The sequence below is a fragment of the Vibrio sp. 10N.222.51.C5 genome, from assembly GCF_041474575.1.
In the GTDB taxonomy this organism is placed as follows: domain Bacteria; phylum Pseudomonadota; class Gammaproteobacteria; order Enterobacterales; family Vibrionaceae; genus Vibrio; species Vibrio crassostreae_C.
Genome location: NZ_JBFRUJ010000037.1, coordinates 1 through 23,081, shown reverse-complemented (window position 1 = coordinate 23,081; position 23,081 = coordinate 1). Strand labels below are relative to the sequence as shown.

The 23,081-nt window shown below is 44.2% G+C and carries 20 protein-coding genes; all 20 read left to right on the top strand.

What is annotated here, in order from left to right:
- The first annotated feature begins 2 nt into the window (after positions 1–2).
- The 20 genes from AB4558_RS12310 to tldD all read left to right on the top strand — a co-directional run bounded on the left by AB4558_RS12310 (position 3) and on the right by tldD (position 22,999).
- Entirely contained in the window at positions 3–1,178 is a 1,176-nt protein-coding gene (locus AB4558_RS12310) for a tetratricopeptide repeat protein (protein WP_372158843.1), read from the top strand.
- Positions 1,168–2,892 (top strand): GspE/PulE family protein, encoded by a 1,725-nt coding sequence (locus tag AB4558_RS12305; RefSeq protein ID WP_229648290.1) that lies wholly within the window; start codon positions 1,168–1,170, stop codon positions 2,890–2,892. Before AB4558_RS12310 ends, AB4558_RS12305 begins: the two co-directional genes overlap by 11 nt.
- A gap of 12 nt (positions 2,893–2,904) precedes the next feature.
- Entirely contained in the window at positions 2,905–4,128 is a 1,224-nt protein-coding gene (locus AB4558_RS12300) for a type II secretion system F family protein (RefSeq protein WP_017061351.1), read from the top strand.
- Positions 4,129–4,131: 3 nt separating this feature from the next.
- Complete coding sequence (locus AB4558_RS12295; protein ID WP_372158842.1) at positions 4,132–4,587, top strand: MSHA biogenesis protein MshF; 456 nt, start codon at positions 4,132–4,134, stop codon at positions 4,585–4,587.
- Between the two features lie 79 nt (positions 4,588–4,666).
- Complete coding sequence (locus AB4558_RS12290) at positions 4,667–5,242, top strand: prepilin-type N-terminal cleavage/methylation domain-containing protein (RefSeq protein ID WP_048618134.1); 576 nt, start codon at positions 4,667–4,669, stop codon at positions 5,240–5,242.
- 35 nt (positions 5,243–5,277) lie between these two features.
- The gene (locus AB4558_RS12285) at positions 5,278–5,730 is read left to right on the top strand and encodes a type II secretion system protein (RefSeq protein ID WP_372158841.1); all 453 of its coding nucleotides are present in this window, start codon (positions 5,278–5,280) and stop codon (positions 5,728–5,730) included.
- 145 nt (positions 5,731–5,875) lie between these two features.
- A complete protein-coding gene (locus AB4558_RS12280; protein ID WP_016794285.1) occupies positions 5,876–6,376 on the top strand; it encodes a prepilin-type N-terminal cleavage/methylation domain-containing protein in 501 nt (166 codons plus the stop codon).
- Complete coding sequence (locus tag AB4558_RS12275; RefSeq protein WP_016794286.1) at positions 6,366–6,971, top strand: prepilin-type N-terminal cleavage/methylation domain-containing protein; 606 nt, start codon at positions 6,366–6,368, stop codon at positions 6,969–6,971. The genes AB4558_RS12280 and AB4558_RS12275 overlap by 11 nt, the downstream gene beginning before the upstream one ends.
- Positions 6,971–7,738: a PilW family protein gene (locus AB4558_RS12270; protein ID WP_372073153.1), complete on the top strand. Its 768-nt coding sequence runs from the start codon at positions 6,971–6,973 to the stop codon at positions 7,736–7,738. Before AB4558_RS12275 ends, AB4558_RS12270 begins: the two co-directional genes overlap by 1 nt.
- Positions 7,710–8,135 (top strand): hypothetical protein, encoded by a 426-nt coding sequence (locus AB4558_RS12265; protein ID WP_016788312.1) that lies wholly within the window; start codon positions 7,710–7,712, stop codon positions 8,133–8,135. The genes AB4558_RS12270 and AB4558_RS12265 overlap by 29 nt, the downstream gene beginning before the upstream one ends.
- Positions 8,125–11,877 carry a DUF6701 domain-containing protein gene (locus AB4558_RS12260; protein WP_372158840.1) on the top strand — a complete coding sequence of 1,251 codons (3,753 nt, stop codon included), beginning with the start codon at positions 8,125–8,127 and terminating at the stop codon, positions 11,875–11,877. The genes AB4558_RS12265 and AB4558_RS12260 overlap by 11 nt, the downstream gene beginning before the upstream one ends.
- The gene (locus AB4558_RS12255; RefSeq protein WP_408063654.1) at positions 11,877–11,966 is read left to right on the top strand and encodes a DUF6701 domain-containing protein; all 90 of its coding nucleotides are present in this window, start codon (positions 11,877–11,879) and stop codon (positions 11,964–11,966) included. The genes AB4558_RS12260 and AB4558_RS12255 overlap by 1 nt, the downstream gene beginning before the upstream one ends.
- A gap of 150 nt (positions 11,967–12,116) precedes the next feature.
- Entirely contained in the window at positions 12,117–13,160 is a 1,044-nt protein-coding gene (locus AB4558_RS12250) for a rod shape-determining protein (RefSeq protein WP_017062957.1), read from the top strand.
- 94 nt (positions 13,161–13,254) lie between these two features.
- Positions 13,255–14,142 (top strand): rod shape-determining protein MreC, encoded by an 888-nt coding sequence (mreC, locus tag AB4558_RS12245; protein ID WP_004735927.1) that lies wholly within the window; start codon positions 13,255–13,257, stop codon positions 14,140–14,142.
- On the top strand, positions 14,132–14,620 hold the full coding sequence (gene mreD / locus AB4558_RS12240) for a rod shape-determining protein MreD (RefSeq protein ID WP_017061361.1): 489 nt from the start codon (positions 14,132–14,134) through the stop codon (positions 14,618–14,620). The genes mreC and mreD overlap by 11 nt, the downstream gene beginning before the upstream one ends.
- A gap of 7 nt (positions 14,621–14,627) precedes the next feature.
- The gene (locus AB4558_RS12235) at positions 14,628–15,251 is read left to right on the top strand and encodes a nucleoside triphosphate pyrophosphatase (RefSeq protein WP_017066953.1); all 624 of its coding nucleotides are present in this window, start codon (positions 14,628–14,630) and stop codon (positions 15,249–15,251) included.
- Between the two features lie 20 nt (positions 15,252–15,271).
- Positions 15,272–16,741: a ribonuclease G gene (rng, locus tag AB4558_RS12230; RefSeq protein ID WP_017061363.1), complete on the top strand. Its 1,470-nt coding sequence runs from the start codon at positions 15,272–15,274 to the stop codon at positions 16,739–16,741.
- A 10-nt stretch (positions 16,742–16,751) separates the two neighbouring features.
- Entirely contained in the window at positions 16,752–20,627 is a 3,876-nt protein-coding gene (locus AB4558_RS12225) for a YhdP family protein (RefSeq protein ID WP_372158839.1), read from the top strand.
- A gap of 94 nt (positions 20,628–20,721) precedes the next feature.
- A complete protein-coding gene (locus AB4558_RS12220) occupies positions 20,722–21,534 on the top strand; it encodes a carbon-nitrogen hydrolase family protein (protein ID WP_372116120.1) in 813 nt (270 codons plus the stop codon).
- 19 nt (positions 21,535–21,553) lie between these two features.
- Positions 21,554–22,999 (top strand): metalloprotease TldD, encoded by a 1,446-nt coding sequence (gene tldD / locus AB4558_RS12215; RefSeq protein WP_372116122.1) that lies wholly within the window; start codon positions 21,554–21,556, stop codon positions 22,997–22,999.
- Positions 23,000–23,081 lie beyond the last annotated feature (82 nt).

Below are 23,081 nucleotides of genomic sequence, written 5' to 3'. Positions count from 1 at the left end.
TTATGAGCGTCATTAACAACGCCTTGTCTGAATTGGCAAAGAAAAAGTCAGCGACTTCGATTGAAGCGGCAGTCGTACCTAAAGTAAAAACGCGTTCCCCCCTAGTTTGGGTTGTTGCAGGTTTTACTTTGAGCTTAGCGATGGGCGGTTGGGCGATATCGCAAGGCCCTGTGATTGATCAGTCTATTGTTGAGCAGTCAATCTCAACTCGAGATTTACAGGTTCAAGTCTCTGTCGTTGATGATTCAAATGGCATTCAGGAAGTTGCTCAACCTATCTCATCGCCAACTAAGAAATTGGTGACACTAGACTCTGCGATCCTTTCAACAGAAAACACTGCGATGGCAAAAAGCGCTCAATCTAAGCCTAGTGTTTCCGAATCAGTTGTTATGTCTGCCCCAAAAGCGACAAAACAACAAACACCGGCTAAACCTCTAAGCACGCCTAAAACGATTAGGACTGACATCCCCCAACCAGTTTACGTTGCTAGTGTGGCCAAAAAAGATCCTGCGTCTATCTCTAATGAGCCTATAACCTCTGGTGGTTCAGAAAATAGCGGAATGTTGATCGAGCAGGTTGAGTTAACTCCGGAACAGCTATCTGTGAATGCACAAGGTCGAGCTCAGAAAGCGCTTGATGCGAACGATCTTACTGGTGCGTTGAAAGGTTATACCGAGGCGCTGCGTTATACCCCAAGAAATGAAGATGTCCGTCAGAAACTTGCGATTCTCTATTTTGGTAAAGGCGATACTCGCAAAGCCTATGAGCTTTATCAGTCTGGTATCAAGCTCAACATCAACAGTGAAAAACTTCGTTTAGGGTTATCAAAACTGCTGGTAAAAGCGAATCAATCAGAAGCGGCTTTAAGTCCGTTAATATATTTACCACCGAACCCTACCCAAAATTATTTGGCGATGCGTGCGGCGTTGAGTCAAAAGAGTCAGCAAGAAGAAGTGGCATTGGAAAGTTACCAAAAGTTGGTTGAGGTCGATTCAGATAATGCTCGCTGGTGGTTAGGCTTAGCGATTCAGCAAGAACGTCAACTCGATTTCACAGCCGCTAAAGCGTCATACCAAGGTGCGTTAACCAGAGTCGGTATCTCATCTCAATCACAAAGCTTTGTGCGTGACCGGTTAAAAATACTCAATGCTTTAGAGGAGAGCGGCGATGCAAATTAGATTAAGAAAAAGACTTGGTGATTTGCTTGTCGAAGAAGGCATTATCACTGAGGCTCAAGTTGAACAAGCACTGGCCGCTCAGAAAAGTACTGGGCGTAAGCTCGGTGATGCGCTAATTGAGCTTGGCTTCTTGTCAGAACAGCAAATGCTGAGCTTTTTGTCGCAGCAGTTAGCGATTCCTCTTATTGATTTAAGCCGAGCCGTTGTCGATGTTGAAGCAGTACAGCTTTTGCCAGAAGTACATGCTCGTCGCCTTCGTGCATTGGTTATTGGACGCCAAGGTGACACTTTGCGTGTTGCCATGAGTGACCCTGCGGATCTGTTTGCCCAAGAGTCTTTGCTTGGTCAGCTCGGCGATTACGCGCTTGAATTCGTTGTTGCTCAAGAAAGGCAATTGGTTGATGGCTTCGATCGCTATTATCGAAGAACCAAAGAGATTGCCTCGTTTGCTGAGCAACTTCACGCTGAACACCAAGTTAATGATGCCTTTGATTTCGATATCGCTGAAGAAGACAGTGATGAAGTTACCGTCGTTAAGCTGATCAACTCGCTATTTGAAGATGCTATTCAGGTTGGCGCTTCGGATATTCATATCGAGCCAGATTCAAACGTATTGCGTCTTCGTCAGCGTATTGATGGCGTACTGCATGAAACATTGCTGAATGAAGTGAATATCGCTTCTGCACTTGTACTGCGCTTGAAGCTGATGGCAAACCTCGATATTTCAGAGAAACGTCTTCCTCAAGATGGTCGCTTTAATATCCGATCTAAAGGTCAGTCGGTTGATATTCGTATGTCGACCATGCCAGTACAGCACGGTGAATCAGTGGTTATGCGTCTTCTTAACCAGTCAGCAGGCCTACGTAAACTAGAAGAGTCGGGCATACCGAGTGATCTGTTGGTTCGTCTGCGTCAACAATTGCGCCGTCCACATGGCATGATTTTGGTTACCGGCCCAACCGGCTCAGGTAAAACAACAACCTTATACGGCGCGTTAAGTGAATTAAACGAACCGGGTAAAAAGATCATTACTGCGGAAGACCCGGTGGAATACCGCCTACCTCGTGTGAATCAAGTTCAGGTAAACCCTAAGATCAATCTCGATTTCTCTACTATCTTGAGAACCTTTCTACGTCAGGATCCCGATATTATTCTTATCGGTGAGATGCGTGACCACGAAACCGTTGAGATAGGCTTGAGAGCTGCACTGACCGGCCACTTAGTATTAAGTACGTTACATACCAATGATGCGGTAGACAGCGCGTTGCGTATGATGGATATGGGTGCTCCGGGTTACTTGGTCGCGAGCGCTGTTCGAGCAGTAGTCGCACAGCGATTAGTTCGTAAAGTGTGTACAGATTGTAAGGTTGAGGATGAGTTAGATGAACCTCGCAAGCAATGGCTGAGCGTCCGTTTCCCTAACCAAGTAGGTGTGCCGTTTATGAAAGGCCGTGGTTGCCAGAACTGTAACTTAACGGGTTACCGCGGGCGAATTGGTGTATTTGAAATGTTGGAGCTAGAGCAAAACATGATGGATGCACTGAGAGCTAATGATGCGGTAGGTTTTGCTCAAAAGGCGAGACAGTCTGAAAACTATAAACCGTTATTGGCTTCTGCGATGGAATTGGCTCTGCAAGGTGTCGTGAGTCTTGATGAGATAATGCATCTTGGCGAAGGTGATGCGTCCGGTGCCACTGACCCAATTTATCTGTAGGGGTAGAATGATATGCCAACGTATCGTTATGTAGGTCGCAGCTCTGATGGTAGTCAAGTAAGTGGGCAATTAGACGCGAATAACGAAGATCTTGCTGCTGAAAGCTTGATGAGTAAAGGGATCATTCCAACCTCTATCAAACTGGGCAAAAGTGGTGGTTCAGTCTTAGATATGGATGTATCGAGTCTGTTCTTTCCGAGTGTACCGTTAGAGGTGTTGGTTCTGTTTTGTCGACAGTTATACAGCCTAACCAAAGCGGGTGTACCACTATTAAGATCGATGAAAGGCCTCACTCAAAACTGTGAAAATAAGCAGCTGAAAGCCGCCTTAGAAGAAGTGGTTGCTGAGCTAACCAATGGTCGTGGGCTAGCGGCGTCAATGCAGATGCACCCCAAGGTGTTCAGTCCGTTGTTTGTCTCGATGATTGGCGTTGGTGAAAACACAGGCCGTCTAGATCAGGCTTTACTGCAATTAGCTGGATATTACGAACAAGAAGTTGAGACTCGCAAACGAATTAAGACTGCGATGCGTTACCCAACATTCGTGATCAGTTTTATCTTGATTGCAATGTTCATTCTTAACATCAAGGTTATTCCACAGTTCTCAAGCATGTTTGCGCGCTTTGGTGTCGACTTGCCGCTGCCTACTCGTATCTTGATTGGTATGTCTGAGTTCTTTGTGAATTACTGGGGCTTAATGCTTGGAGTGATCTTTGGTCTTATCTTCGCTTTTAAAGCTTGGGTGAAGACAGACAAAGGCTTGGAAAAGTGGGATCGATTACGCTTAAAAATGCCGGTCATTGGCGGGGTAGTGAATCGAGCACTGTTGTCACGCTTCTCGCGTACTTTTGCTTTGATGCTTAAAGCGGGTGTTCCACTGAACCAGTCGCTAGCGCTTTCGGCGGAAGCTTTAGATAACCGTTTTCTAGAGTTGCGAGTTCAAGCCATGAAATCGGCCATTGAAGCCGGTAGTACGGTTTCGTCGACCGCGATTAACAGCGAAATTTTCACACCGCTCGTGATACAAATGATCTCCGTCGGTGAAGAGACGGGTCGTATTGATGAGCTATTACTTGAAGTGGCTGATTTTTATGACCGCGAAGTCGATTACGATCTGAAAACCTTAACCGCCAGAATTGAACCCATTTTGTTAACCATCGTTGCAGGCATGGTGCTGATTTTGGCGCTAGGTATCTTCTTGCCGATGTGGGGAATGTTGGATGCGATCAAAGGCTAGGTAATGCTAAATAACCTACAACGCTCACGTTTTGTTATTTGGACAGTGGTTATTCTTTTTCTTATTGTCGGTGTGCTTTCGGCATTCAAAACGGTAGAAGAAGAAGCGACTAACACGGCATTTATCGTCGCGAGCAAGCGGATTTTAGAGCAAGCCAATTTGTTCAAACAGCAGTATTTGTTATCGGGTGCTGGGCAAGAAGAAGGCTCGGAACCCCCAAAGATCTACAGCAGAACTGGGTGGGTAATGCCTATCCAAGGTACGGAGCGAGACTGTAATTATTGGCTGGATCAATTATATCCTCAAGGGAGCATTTTAGGGCTAAGCTCTCCAAGTGTTGAAGATAAAAGTGATAACATACACTTTCACTGTAGTTATCGTTATTCTGATAAATATCAGGTAGATGTATCACTTGAAAGCGAAAGGTTTAGTGTAAAAGCCAATATTTTGGCTTTGTGAGAATATTGACACTGTTTTTATGGTTTTATACGTGTGCAAATGTATAATGCGCGTTAGTAATTAGATGAGTAGGTAGAAAATGCTTAAAAATCAAAAGGGTTTCTCCCTTGTCGAATTAGTCATAGTGATCGTAGTCGTTGGTTTATTGGCGGTTGCCGCCCTACCTCGCTTCTTAGATGTGACAGATGAGGCTAAAAAATCCAGTATTGAAGGCGTGGCTGGTGGTTTTGCAACCGCAGTATTATCAGCAAGAGCACAGTGGGAAGCAGAGGCTAGGCCATCAGAGAAGATAGGTGTTGAAACATACAATACTGTAAACTATGATGGTGTTGATTTTTGGTTAACAAGATCAAAAAACAGTAACAACGTCGAGACCGACTTTCGTGATGGCTATCCGTGGACTCTGAACAATAATTCGAGCACTGCTCCACAAGATATTTCAGATGAAACATGTTCTGAGTTGATGGAAAACTTGCTGCAAAATCCACCTAAAGTAGGTGCGGTTTCAGATGTCGCTAATGACTCAAATTACAAATATTCAGCGCAAGCGAATTCAGGTGATGCAACCTGTACTTACGTTCAATTAGAAGGTAGTACAGAACATGAATTTGTTTACGAAATTAAAACTGGTCGTGTGACCGTAACTTTGCAGTAAGTCTGCGTAAAATTAAACATAGAGAGAGCTTAACTATGAAAAGACAAGGCGGTTTCACCCTAATCGAACTAGTGGTTGTAATTGTTATTCTAGGTATTCTTGCTGTAACTGCGGCGCCACGTTTCCTAAATCTGCAAGATGATGCTAAACGAGCTTCAGCAGAGGGCCTTAAGGGGGCTATGGCTGGAGCTGCGGGTATTACTTATGGTAAGGCAGCTATTGCTGGGCAAGAAGGAACTGAAGGGCCTAATGCAATTTCAGTTGGTCAAAGTACTATTAATGTGGTTTGGGGTTACCCTGAAGGTACATCTGCAGCATTAACTGCAATTATATCTGGCTTGACTGATGATTGGACAGAGGTAACAGGTCAATCTGCTGGTACCGTTGCCTACGGTTTTGCAAATGATGCTGCTACTTGTCACGTTACTTATCAACAAGCTCAGTCAGAGGGAGATGAACCTTCAATTGACTTGGTAGCTTGTGAGTAATTATTTGAAATGATTATGGAAGGCCAGCAGATGCTGGCCTTTTTTCTATCCAAAGCACATAAATATCAAAACTATTCATATACATAAGATCACTACATTCGTTATCTTGTATAATTAGTATTCGCTTGGCAGTTAGAGGCTCATTATGGATAACAGCCCCACATCCAACGGCTTTACTCTGGTAGAGCTGATCATCGTCATTATATTGATTGGTATTGTTTCCCTATACGCATCTACCCGTTATGTTGGCTCCTCTTCCTTTTCAACCTACCTTGTACAAAGCGAAGTATTAGCTTCATTACGATTAGTACAAAACCGTGCGATGAATCGTTCCGATTATTGTAACCGTTGGCTGTTAAATTCAAACCAAACTCAAGCTATTCAAGCCTCTCCGTCTAACGCGGAAGGTATTTGTACTGAACAATTTCCTGCTGATGTTACTGATTCCAGTTTTGTTGATGGCAAACAGAATAAAGTGACGTTTAAGCTACAAACTGATATCAATGTTTCGTACCTTGATTTTGATAGTTCGGGTCGAGCTCAGCAATGCTTAGTATCGAATTGTCAGATTGAGATATCTTCGACTGTCAACGATGATTCAATTTCAGTGTGCATTAATACTGAAGGGTATATCTATGGATGTTAAACAAAAAATCCGCACCCAAGGTTTTTCCCTAATAGAAATGATCATTGTGATTACTCTTATTGGTTTTGCTCTTGCTGGACTTACCGCGTCTTTGTACCCGCGTTCAATTCAGACCGCAGAACAAATAACATCAGTTAAAGCTGCAGATCTTGCTCGCTCAGTACTTGATGAGGTAATGGGTCGCGGGTATGACCAATTTTCCGGCGTGAACGGAGGAGTGCCTGAATGTGCAGTCTCAACTATTTCAACGCCAGGTCAACAACTGTGCACGTTACCCAATGATTTGGGGCCTGACAGCGGAGAAACTGACGCGAATGGTATCTTGGTAAAGAGCTTAGCTAATGATGTTGATGATTTTCATGGTTTAAGAGGACGTGTTGAAGATGTTCTTGATAGCGATCTCAGTGATGCGGGTTATCGCAATTTCAATGTCGAAATCGATGTGTTTTATGATACTGCTGTTGTTAATGACGATACGGTGATGATGTCTGGAAATCCATCTATTATCCGAACGCATTACAAGAGGGTTGAAGTTGTGATTATTGATTCTCAGGGTTACCGCTATCCTTTTTCTGCGATTAAAGGGAATTTCTAATGCGTGGTTTTACACTGATAGAGATGATTATTACTATTCTTCTGCTTTCTATTGTTGGTCTATTTTTGGGGAATGTTATTCAACAGGGTATGGGGATTTATGTTGATAGCACAGCTCGTGAAGCTTTGATACAACAAGGTAAATTTGTCACGGAGCGAATGACTCGAGAATTAAGAGAAGCCGTCCCTAACAGTATTTTAATTGAAAATGATTGTATTGAATTTTTGCCGATCATCAATAGTGCTATTTATCAAGAACTTCCGGCGCCAGAGGCGAAATCAGCAGTGATACGGATATTGCCAATAGACAAAAGCATTTATCAAGGAGAGCGAGTTATAGTTTATCCTAACGACCCGAATTCGATGCGTCTTGATCCAGCGATAGAAGGTCAAATTGCAGAGGTGAAAGGGGATGTGGACTTCACTACCTCTGCAGCGGTGATGGTCAATGTTGAATTGACTCAAGCAACGGGATTTGAAACCAGCTCTCCAAGTAAACGTCTCTACTTTTACCTTACTCCTGTTGCTTATTGCCACGTCAATGCTCGTATCTTTCGTTATGCTGATTATCCATTGTCTCGAATGTCCTTATCACCAGAATCGCTGGGTAATGGTGTTTTGATAGCTGAAAATGTAAAAGATGCCGCTTTTCAAAACTTGGCACCAGAATTAGAAAGAAATGGTTTGGTGAGGTTTGAGTTATTGTTTGCTGATAAAGGAGAGGAGATTCAGTTTGTCCATGATGCCCTTATCTATAACGCTCCGTAAACAAACGGGGGGAAGTTTGATCCTAGTTGTCTTCATACTAGTGGTTATGGCTTCGGTTGCGATGGTTGCTAATCAGAACCAACAACGTAACAGTGAGCAATTGATTTCAACCCTGATCGGTACTCGGGCTGAAATGGCTGCGCGATCTGGTGCACAAATAGAAATCAGTCGTTTTTATCAAACCCCGACAGAAGACAGTTGCCATACTTCTAATACGAAAACTATAAGCTTTGAAGGTGAAGGGTTGGCGCAATGCAAGGCGGAAATTCATTGTAACTCTATTGGCGTTTTAGATAATGGTATTAACGTATATCAACTAATATCTAAAGGAAGCTGTTCGGTTGGGGATTGGGTCTTACAAAGAGTCGTAGAGGTTGGTATTCGTGATGATAAGTAGATTTTTTTTGAGCTTAGTGCTACTTGGCGTATCTTCATCATCATTCGCTACGGATTATGTCCTTCAAATGAACCTCCCAACTTGTACTAGTAATAATTGGTCCGTTACTGGCAATCAATATACATGTAATTATGGCATCGTTAAGCTTGCTAAAGGGGATACTCTTTCATCTGCGATAGATATTCAATTAACCGCCGATGGCGGTTTTCAATTTGAAGGTAATAACAAAGTAGGTGATTCTTCCGCGACTATCGACCTAAAAGCGAGTTATGGTAATTTTGAATGGAAAAATGATTCCAACAACCTTTCAGAGCTGTTGGGTAGCTTTGTTGGTAATAGTACACCTGTTAATTTTGATTCAGTATTTGTTGAAGGCTCCATTGAGACTGGAGGTAATATTGAAATCCACAATAGCAATGTTATCGGATCGATTGATTCTAAAAACAACGAGGTAGAGATCACTGACTCTAAACTCTTCGGTAGCATTACCGCAAGCAATGAGGTGGTGATAAGTAATTCTGGGGTAGATGGTGACATCACCAGTAAAAACTCCCGTATAACGATGGAACGCTCTGAAGTTGAAGGGAAGGTTTCAACTAAAAACAAAATTGTTGTGGAGGATTCGGCGGTGTCTGGTGAACTGACCAGTACCGATGAAACCATAACGATTGAAAATTCTGAAGTTGAAGGGGATGTTTCAACTAAAAACAAAATTGTTATTGAAGGTTCTCAGGTCTCTGGTGACATTACGAGTTCTTCTGAAACTGTGGAGCTCGATGACTCTTATGTTATTGGTGACGTTCAAGCAGGGCAACCTAACTGGGGGACGGTTTATGTCAGTAATGGAACGGTCGTTGATGGTACTTGCTTGTATCAAACCGTGCCAGAAAATGCGTGTGGAATAGAAGAACTACCTAATCCGATTGCTCGATATCATTTAGATGAAGCATCCTGGAATGGCGCAAATAATGAAGTAGTCGACAGTTCTGAAAATCAATTACATGGACAAACTGTTAATGGTTTAACAGCGCAGCCATCTTCTGAATTCTCTGCCATACCGACTATTAACTCTCTGGGCACCTGTGGCTTCGGTGAGTTTATCAATAGTTCGAATCAATATATTAATGTACCTCACGATAACATATTAAATTTAGATAAAGATTTTACGATTTCCGTTTGGGTAAAACCCACTAGTTATCCAAGTTCTGGATTGTATTCTATTGTCTCAAAAGATAACAACTATGAGTTTCATTTAAACTCGTCAGGCCAAATATTTTGGTGGTGGCAAGATAAAAACAAAAATGGAAACGGAAGTGCTCAAACGAGAACATTAACAAGTGAAGTCAGTATTCCAATAAATGAGTGGTCATTTATTACGCTTAGATACGACTCTGAAAGTTATAGCAATAATAAATCTATGGCTAGCCTATTTATTAATGGAGAAGAAAGAGGAGAGCTTTTAGTAAATGCAAATCGAAAATTAGTAAATAATACTAAGCCTTTACAAATAGGCCAAGATCAGAACTTTTCAGGACGGGCTTTTGATGGTTATATCGATGAGGTTGAAATATTTGATAAGCCATTAAACAACAATGAAATATTTCAATTATATAGCCAAACACACTTATGTTCAGATGAGCCAGAGAATTCGATTGATCACTTTGAATTTGATCATTCAGGCAGTGAGTTAACCTGTAATGCAGAAGAAGTGACTATTCGTGCCTGTGCTAATGAGTCCTGTTCAGAATTGGTGACTGAAGATGTTGATGTGACTTTATCGCCTGAAATTGTAACCGGTGGTGGAGGTTGGGTTGGCGGCAATCAAATTCAGTTATCTGGTGGTACAGGCATATATTCAGTTCGCAAGAATACGGCGGGTAACTTGAGAATTGGAGTCATCCAATCTGATCCTGCTGTGATTCCTAGTGGGGAAACATTGTGTTCGAGTGCAGGAGGAGCTTTAGGAAGCAGCAACTGTAACATTGAGTTTTATAGCAGTGGTTTTATCTTAAACGTCCCCGACAAAATAGCCGACAGACCAGTAACTGGTCGTATAAAAGCAGTAAAAAGCTCCGATGATGCTCAAAAGTGTTTACCAAGCTTTCAGAACACTTCAAAGAATATCGAATTTTTTGGGCAGTACGTTACCCCCGATTCTTCTGTCATTATTGGTAGTCCTACTATTGGTTTAAAAGTTGGCAGTATTGAAAAAGATCTGGCAATGAGCAGTGTTTCCCCAAAAATATTTACCGTTGATTTTGATAATGATGGGGAAGCAGAGTTTGATGTCAGTTATATTGACGCAGGAAAGTTACAACTTAATGCTCAGTATGAAGGTTCTGATGATGAACTTGGATTGGATATGCGAGGGAGTGCCCAGTTTGTCAGTTTCCCTAAGCAGCTCAATATACAAGCTAGAAATACAGCTGGAAATAGCGGCTCCTGTGTAACCGAAGATTTAAGTTGCTCCGTTTTTGCGAAAGCCGGTGAAGCTTTTACATTAAATATTTGGGCTTCCGGCGATACTGGAGTAGTTACTCCTAACTTTAGCTCACAAGATATTGCTTTGAGTCATGAACTTAAGGCTCCAGTCGTTACCGGTGCAGAGCCTGGTTTACTTGGTAATATCTCTTACAGTCATACCATAATTAGTTCTGGCATTAACTCTGTCGCACAAAGTATTTCTGAAGTGGGGGTTTTTAACTTTTTAGTTGAAGAGTTACCTTCCTATTTAGGCAGTAACTCTTTTACGATTCAAGGTGCGCAGACTGGTTCTATTGGGCGATTTATACCTTATTATCTTCATCTAGATAGCAACACTCCGAGTTTTACTGAAGCTTGTTCAACTTTCACTTATTTAGGACAAGCTATGGAGTTCAGTAGCTTACCTGAATTAATTGTTACGGGGCGGTCGTTTGATAACGTGGGCAGTAATGGAGAGAAAGAAACGCTTAATTATAAATTTGGCGGTTGGTGGCGATATGCTAATCCTTGGAACTTTAGAACTTTTTGGGCAGAAAGCTCAACATTGTCTATTACTGATACCGATTCTAGTAAAGTTGTAAAAACCCAAGGCTTTGCTTGGCCGGGACAAGTCACTTTTGATTCTAATCTTCAATTGGCAAGCTTAGAAGAGGCTCAAATAGCTTATGTGAAACCATTGACTCCCTTAGGACTAATCAATGAAGGGATTGTCGTTCGTTTAGCTGTTAATGACACAAAAGATCTTGATGGTGTTTGTTATCAAACTAATGGAAGTTCTTCTTGCTCCGGTTTTGATTTTTCAGTTTCAGATGCACAACGTCAACGCTGGGGGTATTTAGCGATCGCAGATACGTTTGGCCCAGAAACGTCAAGAGTGCAATCTGTTGTAACAAGCTACTACTTTGATGGCTCAAGCTTTAAAACGAATACCAGTGACTCTTGCAGTGACTTTTCGGTCGTGGATTTGAGCTTTGATGTTGGTAATGATTCAAGTGCTCTACCCATTGGAGGTGGTGTTACCGCTGCTACCATAGAATCGAGGCCTGTTATTCAAAATGGCGAAGGATATATATCTTACAGTGCGCCTGGTGAAGGGAATCGAGGGGCTCTAGAAAGTTCGCTTGGCTTTGAGTCGTTTCCGTGGTTGAGAAATGATTATAACCAAGATGGTATTTTTGACGATACTATATCTTCCGAAGTTCGTTTTGGTTTGTACAGAGGTAGTGATCGAGTTATTTGGTGGAGTGAACAAAACTAATCTCACTTGTTGTATTGTGCACATTTGGCATCTACCGCGGTAACGATCGTGTGATCTACCGAGGGGAAAGTGGCTTAACAGGTCAGTAATAATATAATTTTTGCCCCTTAAGTTAGGAATCTGTAAGAAATTGCGGGTTTCAGTCCATGTTTGTACTTCAATGCCTTGCCGTAACAGCAAGGCATTGGTACATTTAGTGCAATTTTTGTCTTCTAATTCTTGCAGGATGAGCGAAGAATATGTTTAAAAAACTTCGTGGCATGTTTTCAAACGACCTATCGATTGATTTAGGTACAGCCAATACCCTTATTTATGTAAAAGGCCAAGGCATTGTTCTTGATGAGCCTTCAGTTGTAGCTATTCGCCAAGATCGTGCGGGTTCTGCAAAGAGTGTCGCTGCTGTTGGCCACGCTGCTAAGCAAATGCTTGGTCGTACGCCTGGTAACATTTCAGCGATCCGTCCAATGAAAGATGGCGTAATTGCTGATTTCTACGTAACGGAAAAAATGCTTCAGCACTTCATCAAACAAGTGCATGACAACAGTGTGCTTAAACCAAGTCCTCGTGTTTTGGTTTGTGTACCTTGTGGTTCAACACAGGTTGAGCGTCGTGCTATCCGTGAATCAGCGTTAGGTGCTGGTGCTCGTGAGGTTTACCTAATCGATGAGCCTATGGCTGCTGCGATTGGTGCTGGCCTACGTGTCTCTGAGCCAACAGGTTCAATGGTTGTTGATATCGGTGGTGGTACTACTGAAGTTGCGGTTATCTCACTGAACGGTGTGGTTTACTCGTCTTCTGTTCGCATTGGTGGTGACCGTTTTGATGAAGCGATCATCAACTACGTTCGTCGTAACTACGGCAGCTTGATCGGTGAAGCGACAGCAGAGAAGATCAAACACGAAATCGGTTCAGCTTACCCTGGCGATGAAGTCGAAGAGATCGAAGTACGTGGTCGTAACCTTGCTGAAGGTGTGCCTCGTAGCTTTAGCCTAAACTCAAACGAAATCCTTGAAGCACTTCAAGAACCTCTATCTGGCATCGTATCTGCAGTGATGGTTGCACTTGAACAGTGTCCACCAGAGCTGGCTTCTGATATCTCAGAAAACGGTATGGTACTAACGGGTGGTGGTGCACTGCTTAAAGACCTTGATCGTCTGTTAACAGAAGAAACAGGTATCCCTGTTGTTGTTGCAGAAGAGCCATTAACGTGTGTTGCTCTAGGTGGCGGTAAAGCGCTAGAGATGATCGACATGCACGGCGGCGATCTGTTCAGCGAAGAATAATATCTAGTGTTAGGCTCTTTTCTTATCTAGTTTTATGTAAAGAGCCTAGGACCTTGTCTATAGGATCAAATGTAGCTCTAGGACCAAATATAGAATGAAGCCAATTTTTGGTAGAGGTCCCTCTCTACAATTGCGCCTGTTTTTTGCTGTAATTTTATCAGCCAGCCTTATGCTGGCTGATAGTCGTTTAGATGCTTTCTCAAATGTTCGCTATCTATTAAACAGCATGGTTGCGCCTATTCAATATGCAGCCAACTTGCCTCGCACTATGTTCGATGGTGTTTACGACCGTTTTAGCACTCGCAAAGGGTTAATTGAATCTAACCATAATATTAAACGAGAAGTCTTGCGTCTGAAGAGCGAGCTGATTCTGCTTGAGCAATATCAAGAAGAAAACAAGCGCCTTCGTAAGCTGTTAGGCTCGCCGTTTATCCGTGATGAGAAGAAAGTCGTCACAGAAGTTATGGCGGTAGACACTTCACCATATCGCCATCAAGTCGTGATCGACAAAGGTCAGATTGATGGGGTGTATGAAGGTCAGCCGGTGATCAACGAAAAAGGCATTGTCGGCCAAGTCACTTTCGTTGCTGCTCATAATAGTCGTGTATTACTACTCACTGATGCAAACAATGCGATTCCTGTTCAGGTTATTCGTAATGACATCCGTGTGATTGCTTCGGGCAATGGCATGATTGATGAGATCCAGCTAGAGCACATTCCAACCAGTACCGATATACAAGAAGAAGATCTGTTGGTGACATCAGGTCTTGGTGGGGTATATCCAGAAGGTTATCCAGTCGCCTATGTTACGGCCGTTGATTACGACCCGAAACGTGAGTTCGCTGTGATTAAAGCAGAGCCTGTGGTTGAGTTCGATAAGCTCAGATACCTGCTGCTTGTATGGCCTGATGAAAACAAACAGATGCAAGCGGATCAATCGAGCATAGAACAAGCATTGTTAGAGGGCGAAGATGGCCAATAGCGTTTTGAGAAGCAAGGTAGTAATTTTCTGCTCATTTTTAATAGCACTGATTCTGCAGACGATCCCTTGGCCTGGTAGCTTAGATTTATTTAGACCATCTTGGTTACTGCTGGTTACGTGTTACTGGGTTTTGGCTCTACCGCATCGTGTTAACGTGGGTAGTGCTTTGATTTTAGGCTTATTGTGGGACCTTTTGATCGGCTCTACTCTGGGTATTCGAGGCATGATGATGGCAATAGTGATGTACATTATTGCGATGAACTTCCTCGTCATTCGTAACATGGCGTTATGGCAGCAAGCGATGATCATTGCCGCGTTAACGGTCTTGTTTGAGGTGTTGATCTTCTTTGGTGAATATTTGATCCAAGATGTTGTTTTCAATCCGTTATCGTTATGGAGCGCATTGATAAACTGTATACTTTGGCCTTGGATGTTTTTATTAATGAGACGCGTGCGTCGCCATTGGCATGTGAGGTAGCGTGACGATGGAAAAGAAACATTTAGTTTTGGCATCCGGCTCTCCACGCCGCAAAGAATTGCTATCTCAACTCGGTTATGAGTTTTCTGTCCTCGTAACCGATGTTGAAGAGTGTAAACACGCTCAAGAAACCGCCGAAGAATATGTTAAGCGACTATCTTTAGATAAAGCTTTAGCTGCGTTGTCTTTATTGAAAGATAACCCTTCTGAAAGGCAGCATGTCGTTCCTAGTTCTGATACTGTAGATCATGGCTCTGATATAGTCGTTCTTGGTTCTGACACAGTCGTCGTAAGCCAAGGGCAAGTGCTTGAGAAACCCACCGATTTTGCTGACTCTAAGCGCATGCTTACTCAGTTAGCGAATGAACGTCACCAAGTGATGACGGCGGTTTCTGTGGTTTCAGAAGAAAAACAAAGAACAGAAATCATTATTACCGACGTATGGTTTAAACCCCTCAGTGAAAAAGAAATAGAACAATACTGGCAAACAGGGGAGCCATGCGATAAAGCCGGTAGCTATGGGATCCAAGGTTTGGGCGGACGCTTTGTCACCCGAATCGAAGGTAGTTATTACGCCGTTGTCGGCTTACCTTTATTTGAAACGGACCAGCTACTGCAAGAATTCTTATAATTACTAACCTGAGGTGCACCATGAGTGCTGAATTGTTGCTGAACGTGACCCCGAGTGAAACTCGTGTGGCCATGATTGAAGGGGGGGCTCTTCAAGAGATCCATGTCGAACGAGATGCTCGACGCGGTATCGTAGGAAATATCTATAAAGGACGTGTAAGCCGTGTTCTTCCGGGAATGCAGGCGGCTTTTGTGGATATAGGCCTTGAGAAAGCAGCTTTTTTACACGCCTCTGATATTGTCCCACACACTGAATGTGTCGCTGAAAACGAAAAGAAACAATTTCAGGTTCGTGATATTTCAGAGCTTGTCCGTCAAGGGCAAGACATTGTGGTGCAAGTGGTCAAAGACCCTCTTGGTACTAAAGGTGCTCGCTTAACCACTGATATCACTCTACCGTCTCGTTATCTGGTATTTATGCCGGGCGCAAGTCATGTTGGTGTATCTCAACGTATCGACAGCGAGTCTGAACGTAACCGTCTTAAAAAAGTCGTGTCTCGTTACTGTGACGAACACGGTGGCTTCATCATCCGCACAGCAGCAGAAGGTGCAGATTCAAATGAGTTGGCACAAGATGCCGCATTCTTGAAGCGATTATGGCTAAAAGTATTAGAGCGTCGTGGTAAGCACAAGGCGCGTACTCGTTTGTATGGTGAGCTTTGCTTAAGCCAACGTATCTTACGTGACTTCGTCGGTACTGAGCTGAGCAAGATTCAGGTCGATTCTCGTCTAGAATATGAAAACCTAAAAGAGTTTACCTCTGAATACGTGCCTGAGCTGACAGACAAGCTTGAGCTGTATGAAGGTGATAAGCCTATCTTTGATATGTACGATACCGAGAACGAAATTCAGCGTTCATTGGATCGTAAAGTCGAATTAAAGTCTGGTGGATATCTGATTATCGACCAAACTGAAGCGATGACCACGGTTGATATCAACACTGGCGCGTTTGTTGGTCGTCGTAATCTAGAAGAGACGATTTTCAACACCAATGTAGAAGCGACTCAAGCGATTGCTCGTCAGCTGCGTCTACGTAACTTAGGTGGCATCATCATTATCGACTTTATTGATATGTTGTCTGAGGAACATCGTAAGCGAGTACTAACTTCTTTAGAGGCTGCGCTCGACAAAGACCGTGTGAAAACCAATATTAATGGCTTCACGCAGCTTGGTTTGGTTGAGATGACTCGTAAACGTACTCGTGAAAGTATTGAGCATATCCTATGTTCGAGCTGTCCTGCTTGTGAAGGCCGCGGCAGTGTGAAGACAGTTGAAACCGTTTGTTATGAAATTCTTCGAGAGATCACGCGAGTGAATCGTGCGTACGACGCCGATAAATTTGTGGTCTATGCGGCAGCTGCCGTAGCTGAGGCGTTAGAGGGCGATGAATCTCATGCGCTTGCGGAGCTTGAAGTCTTTATTGGTAAGCAAGTTAAAATCCAGGCTGAGCCTCTGTACATACAAGAGCAGTTTGATGTTGTTATGATGTAATGGAAATTTTGTGAGCTCAAGCGTTACTCTGATTCTACGTGCATGTTTATGGTTAGTGGTTACTCTCTTAGTAACGCTAGCCATTGCCGTTACTACACTGCGTGTAGCCTTGCCCAATTTAAACAAGTATCAATCTGAAATTGAGCTTTGGGTAAACCAACACTCCGGTTTTGATTTTTCGATTCAAGATGTGGGCGGTTTTTGGCGTAACACTCACCCCTCTATTGCTCTGCAAGGCGTTAAAGCTAGCCTCCCCAATGCAGAAGATGTGACCTTCTCTGTTGAGCGTGTTGAAGTCGAGTTTGACTTGATTCAATCGCTCGTGCAGATGCGCCCGGTTGTGGCCGATCTAGTCATGAATCAAATGTATCTTGATATCCGCTCAATTGATCTGTTTGCCGGACAAAATGGCAAAGACGAACCTACAGATCCCGAGTCTTCCAAGCGAGTGATACAAGAGCTCGATAATTTACTGCTAAAAACACTCGTCGATGTAACTGCAAAAGATTCTTCTATTCTTTATCACTCTGTTTCGGGTGAAGAACGTCAGCTCGATATAGAAACCTTAAAATGGCAAAATTCAGACAAACATCACCTTGCTGAAGGTGTGGTGAGTATCAAAGATGCCAATCTAAACTCTCTGTCAGTGAGTGCTAACTTTATTGATGGTGGGTCACTGACTGATGTGACTGGTGAGTTTTATGTCAGTGCCGACAGCATTTCTGTTAAGCCATGGCTTACGCATTATATGCAGGCGGAATCCGGCATTGAAACGGGTACTGTGAGCTTGAATAGCTGGCTTACGCTGCGAAATAGCAAGCCAGTGAGCGCTTATGTTGAGGTTTTACCCTCAGAACTGGCGTGGAACGAAGATGGCGAGCATGACCTCATGCTTGAGTCCGGTGTCTTTAAGTTGTCGCCGACTGATGATGGTTGGCAAGTAAATGGTCACTCACTAAACCTTAGAACGGATGACACACCTTGGCCGGAACTCGACGTAGCGTTCAAGTGGAATCAAGGTCCATGGCAACTCAACATTTCTGAGCTGGATATTGCGACTATTACTCCGTTGATTAAGCTGCTGCCTGACTCTGAACAATCAACCAAAATGATTAACGTATTGGCGCCGGGCGGCTCTGTTTCTGATATCCGTGTTTCCATGGGTTCGGGAATTGACAGTTTACGTTATTCAGCCAGTTTTTCTGATCTTGCTATCGAGCAGTGGGAACTAGTCCCAGGCTTTAGCCAAGTGTCTGGTAGTGTGTTTGGTTCGGCCTCGGAAGCGAAAGCTAGCCTGCATGTTATTGACGATGTGTTCCCTTATGGTGACGTATTCCAAGCGCCTTTGAATATCAAACAAGGTCAGGTTGATATTGTTTGGCAGCAAGATGAAAACGGCTGGAAGCTGTGGTCAGACAAAATCACAGCTGCCACCCCCGATTTACAAGTACTAGGCGCATTCCGCTTAGACTTCCCAAAAGATGCGAGCCCGTTTTTATCCTTCTACGGCGAAGCGGACGCTTACAATGTCGGTGAAACATGGCGCTACTTACCTACACTGGCTCTTGGGCAAGATCTAACAGACTACCTTTCAACTGCGATTCAAGCCGGTAAAGCGGATACCGTAAAACTGTTGTGGCATGGTGATTTGTCTCAATACCCATACACTAACCACGATGGTATTTTCCAGGTTTGGGTTGGCTTAGAAGATGCGAAATTCAGCTTTGATACCGCGTGGCCACTGATTACTGATCTTCAGCTTGATCTGTTGTTTGAAAATGATGCGATGCATCTGGATTCTCGCTCAGCTCAACTGATGGATGTGACGGCAGATCGAATCACAGGACGCATTCCTTATTTAGGGGAAGGCGGCCATATTGAAATTGAAGCTAAAGCGACGGCGTCTGGCAACGCAGTACGCGATTACATGACGTCTTCGCCACTGGTGGACTCGGTAGGCGCAGCCTTAACCGCACTTCAAGTGAGTGGTGATGTCTCTTCTGAGTTCCAGCTGAATATTCCGTTTGATTCTGAAAAAGAAGCAAGAGCATGGGGTTACGCCGACTTAAGTGGCAACCATGTTGAGATTGAAGCGCCGCCAATGGTGCTCGAGAACACCACGGGTCGAATTGAATTTGATAATGACGTAGTGACGGCAAATGGCCTCGCTGCGGATCTGCTTAACCAAGGTATCTCGCTTGATTTTAAGGGCCTTAATGATGGTCCTGGCTATGCAGTTGATATTGATGTGTTAGGTGATTGGGACGTCAAGCCTCTAGAACCTTACATCGGTGAGCAATGGTTAAGCCGCTTATCAGGTCATGCGCAATGGCAAAGCCAGATTGATATCCAGCTGAATGATATCGGCTTTACCTACCAACTAGACTTACAGTCAGACCTAAAATATTTGGCGAGTGATTACCCATATCCATTGGCGAAAAAATCACTAGAAAGTGGCTCTGCAAGGCTACAGGCATCGGGTAACCAAGAGACGATTACCGCGCGCCTGCAATTGCCAAACACCAAGTACCAAGCTGAGATTGATATCACAGGCGACGTGCCTGAGTTAACGGCGACCAACTTAGTGCTTGGTCGCGGTGGCTACAAAATTAGCCCGGTGGTGGGCCATCACGCCCTGATTCGTACAGACAAATTCAATGCCGATGATTGGTTATCGGTTGTAATGGAACCGGTAAAGCCTTCAACGGCTGTACTTAGTCAAATGAACACGCCAACCATACCTGCACCAAGCCGTATTACCTTTGAGAGTAAAGAGCTGATCTTGGGTGGTATCTCTTGGAATGACGTCGATTTTAGTGCTAGTAAGAACAAACAGGCGTGGCAAATGGAAGTGTCTAGCCAAGAGCTAGAAGGGGATATTAACTACCTGCCTCCTTATGATTTGACAGTTTCACTGGATCGTCTGCATCTGTTTGTTCCTGAGTGGAATGATAAGAACAACCAAGATCAGCAACTGCTGCAACGTAAAGAACAAGCTGCGCCATTGATATCCAAATTGGATAGAGAGATCCACGATGCGATGCCAAACCTGACCCTGACGCTGAACGACTTTTGGCTGCAAGGCTACAAGGTGGGTAAGGTCGATGTTGAAATGACGAGGAACGAAGATCGTATCGAGTGGAACAAAATCCAGGTGCGAAGCGGCGGTAACAAAGCGGATGTGAGTGGCTGGTGGGAACTGCAAGGTGACAAGAGTCATTCATCGTTAACCGTTGATGTTGAAGGTGAAAACAACAGCGAGCTCATGGAGCGCTTTGGTATTACTTCCGGGATTCAAAAAGCGCCATTCGCGTTGGAAGGTCAACTAAATTGGGATGGTTCGCCTTGGGGAATCAAAATGGATACCCTTGATGGCAACGTTAAAACCAAGTTTGGTAAAGGCATTATCTCGGATGTGAGCGGCGCAGCTCGATTACTTGGCCTGTTTAGCCTAGATTCGATCATCCGTAAGATGCAGCTCGATTTCTCAGATGTGTTTGATAAAGGTATGGCCTTCAACAGCATCACCGGAACGGGCGAGATTCAAAATGGTATCTTCCTGACCAATGATCTGAACATGGATGCGGTCGCAGGTGAGATGAAAATCAAAGGTATCGCTAACCTCAACACGCGTCAGGTTGATGCTGAGGTGAACTTTACCCCAGATATTACCTCGGGTATTCCCGTATTAACGGCCTTTGCGGTAACCCCTCAAACGGCGCTGTACGTATTGGCGGTGACCACGGTTATCTCGCCAGTTGTGGAAGTCTTTACCCAAGTAAATTATTCGGTGAAAGGACCATTGGATTCACCAACGGTGAGCGAACTTTCTCGTAGCTCTGGCGAGTTTCATCTGCCAGAGAAGCTGAGAAAATTAGCCGAATAGGCCTTAAATTAGCCGAAAAGACCTTATGCCCGAGTCAGCGAATATACGGTGAAATGCTGATTTCTGAATCATAATGAATGGAGGAGCGATACACATGGATTGTGTTGGGTTGATTCAAATGACATCTGGCCCCAGCCCTGAATTGAACTTTGAGTACCTTGCTCAAGAAGTTGCAAAGTGCAAAGAGTTGGGGGCTAAGTGGGTTGTTTGCCCTGAAAACGCGTTAGTTTTTGGCAGTAAAGCCGACTATCACCAGTGTGCTGAGCCTTTTAATGATGGCCCACTGCAAAAGAAAATCTCTGAGCTAGCAAAGCTTCACAGAATTTGGATCGTCATTGGCAGTATGCCGATAAGCACAACTAACGGAGTGACGACCACCACCTTGGTGATTGATGATTTTGGTTGCCTCGTTGCTCATTACGACAAGCTACACATGTTTGATGTGGATGTCGCTGACGTCCATAAGTGCTATCGAGAGTCGGATATTTTCACTCCGGGCAACCAAGTTGTGACAGCGGAAACGCCTTTTGGTCGCTTAGGTTTGAGTATTTGTTATGATGTGCGCTTTCCACACTTGTATTCAGAGTTACGTAAGCAAGGGGCACAAATCATTGTGGTGCCTGCGGCTTTTACAGCGGTAACGGGTCAAGCGCACTGGGAAGTACTATTAAGATGCCGCGCGGTTGAAACACAGTCGTGGATTGTCGCGGTAGGTCAAGGCGGAAAACACCCTTGCCAAAGAGAAACATGGGGACACTCAATGGTGGTTGATCCATGGGGACGAGTGGTCGCACAGTTAGACCAAGATCCTAAAAGTATGGTGGTTGAGATAGACACATCCAGTTGCGAGTCCATTAGGCAAAATATGCCCATCGCGCAACACTCTCGATTTACCAATCAATTTTAATTACAAACAAGAGCCATCTATGAGCATTAATCAAATTGAAGAAGCGCTACTGAACCCGACAGGGCTTACGGAGCAAAATATCGCAGATACATTGGCGAGTATTGCTACCCGCCAAATTGATTATGCTGATATCTACTTTCAGTCAAGCTGGCACGAATCTTTAGTGCTAGAAGACAGCATTATTAAAGACGGCTCTTTCAATATCGATTGCGGTGTTGGCGTTCGTGCAGTATCTGGTGAAAAGACTGGTTTTGCTTACTCTGACCAAATCCAATTGGATGGTCTTAAGCAGAGCGCAATTGCGGCTCGTGGTATTGCTAAACAAGGTCAAAACGGCAAGGTTCAAGCGTTCAAACGCAACTCTAATCAAGCTTACTATGATGCAGTTAACCCGCTTGCGAGTTGGGAAAAACAGCAGAAAACAGAATTACTAAAATCATTAGATGCTTACATTCGCACTAAAGAGCCGATGGTGACTGAAGTATCGGTGAGTTTAAGTGGTGTGCATGAGCAGATGCTGGTTGCTGCGACTGATGGCACTTACGCTGGTGATATTCGTCCGCTGGTTCGCTTGTCTATTAGCGTACTTGCACAGAAGGGTGAGCGTCGTGAGCGTGGTAGCGCTGGTGGTGGTGGCCGTTTTGGTTACGACTTCTTCTTAAGTGATGACAAAGGCACTCAAGTTGCTTACCAATTTGCGGATGAAGCGATTCGCCAAGCATTAGTTAACCTTGAAGCGGTTGCAGCGCCTGCTGGTGCCATGCCTGTGGTTCTTGGTTCTGGTTGGCCGGGCGTTCTGCTGCATGAAGCGGTAGGCCACGGTTTAGAAGGCGACTTCAACCGTAAAGAGTCGTCAGTATTCTCCGGCAAAGTTGGTGAGCAAGTAACTTCAAGCCTATGTACGATTGTCGATGACGGTACATTAACGGATCTACGCGGTTCATTGAACGTCGATGATGAAGGTGTTAACGGTCAGTACAATACGTTAATCGAAAACGGCATCCTAAAAGGTTACATGCAAGATAAGCTGAACGCTCGTCTAATGGGTGTAGCACCGACAGGTAATGGTCGTCGTGAGTCATACGCGCATCTTCCAATGCCACGTATGACGAATACATACATGCTACCGGGCGAACACACACCGGAAGAGATCATCGCGACGGTTGAGAAAGGTATCTACGCACCGAACTTCGGTGGCGGTCAGGTCGATATCACATCAGGTAAGTTCGTATTCTCAGCGTCTGAAGCGTACATGATTGAAAACGGTAAGATCACTCACCCAGTGAAAGGCGCGACGCTAATCGGTTCTGGTATCGAAGCGATGCAGCAGGTGTCTATGGTGGGTAACGACCTAAGCATCGACCGTGGTGTGGGTGTGTGTGGTAAGGCTGGTCAAAGTGTGCCAGTGGGTGTTGGTCAACCAACATTGAAACTAGACTCGCTAACCGTTGGTGGTACTGAGTAATTCAGACTAACCTCTGCCGACTTACTTCAAAATATTAAATTGAAAAGCGCCTCCAATGTGAGTAATGCCGATCGTTTAAGAA

Coding starts and splice junctions, on each gene's coding strand:
- AB4558_RS12250 (WP_017062957.1), top strand. CDS start 12,117: ATGTTTAAAAAACTTCGTGGCATGTTTTCAAACGACCTATCGATTGAT.
- rng (WP_017061363.1), top strand. CDS start 15,272: ATGAGTGCTGAATTGTTGCTGAACGTGACCCCGAGTGAAACTCGTGTG.
- AB4558_RS12265 (WP_016788312.1), top strand. CDS start 7,710: ATGATGCCCTTATCTATAACGCTCCGTAAACAAACGGGGGGAAGTTTG.
- AB4558_RS12260 (WP_372158840.1), top strand. CDS start 8,125: ATGATAAGTAGATTTTTTTTGAGCTTAGTGCTACTTGGCGTATCTTCA.
- tldD (WP_372116122.1), top strand. CDS start 21,554: ATGAGCATTAATCAAATTGAAGAAGCGCTACTGAACCCGACAGGGCTT.
- mreD (WP_017061361.1), top strand. CDS start 14,132: ATGGCCAATAGCGTTTTGAGAAGCAAGGTAGTAATTTTCTGCTCATTT.
- AB4558_RS12290 (WP_048618134.1), top strand. CDS start 4,667: ATGCTTAAAAATCAAAAGGGTTTCTCCCTTGTCGAATTAGTCATAGTG.
- AB4558_RS12270 (WP_372073153.1), top strand. CDS start 6,971: ATGCGTGGTTTTACACTGATAGAGATGATTATTACTATTCTTCTGCTT.
- AB4558_RS12220 (WP_372116120.1), top strand. CDS start 20,722: ATGGATTGTGTTGGGTTGATTCAAATGACATCTGGCCCCAGCCCTGAA.
- mreC (WP_004735927.1), top strand. CDS start 13,255: ATGAAGCCAATTTTTGGTAGAGGTCCCTCTCTACAATTGCGCCTGTTT.
- AB4558_RS12310 (WP_372158843.1), top strand. CDS start 3: ATGAGCGTCATTAACAACGCCTTGTCTGAATTGGCAAAGAAAAAGTCA.
- AB4558_RS12275 (WP_016794286.1), top strand. CDS start 6,366: ATGGATGTTAAACAAAAAATCCGCACCCAAGGTTTTTCCCTAATAGAA.
- AB4558_RS12300 (WP_017061351.1), top strand. CDS start 2,905: ATGCCAACGTATCGTTATGTAGGTCGCAGCTCTGATGGTAGTCAAGTA.
- AB4558_RS12285 (WP_372158841.1), top strand. CDS start 5,278: ATGAAAAGACAAGGCGGTTTCACCCTAATCGAACTAGTGGTTGTAATT.
- AB4558_RS12280 (WP_016794285.1), top strand. CDS start 5,876: ATGGATAACAGCCCCACATCCAACGGCTTTACTCTGGTAGAGCTGATC.
- AB4558_RS12295 (WP_372158842.1), top strand. CDS start 4,132: ATGCTAAATAACCTACAACGCTCACGTTTTGTTATTTGGACAGTGGTT.
- AB4558_RS12305 (WP_229648290.1), top strand. CDS start 1,168: ATGCAAATTAGATTAAGAAAAAGACTTGGTGATTTGCTTGTCGAAGAA.
- AB4558_RS12235 (WP_017066953.1), top strand. CDS start 14,628: ATGGAAAAGAAACATTTAGTTTTGGCATCCGGCTCTCCACGCCGCAAA.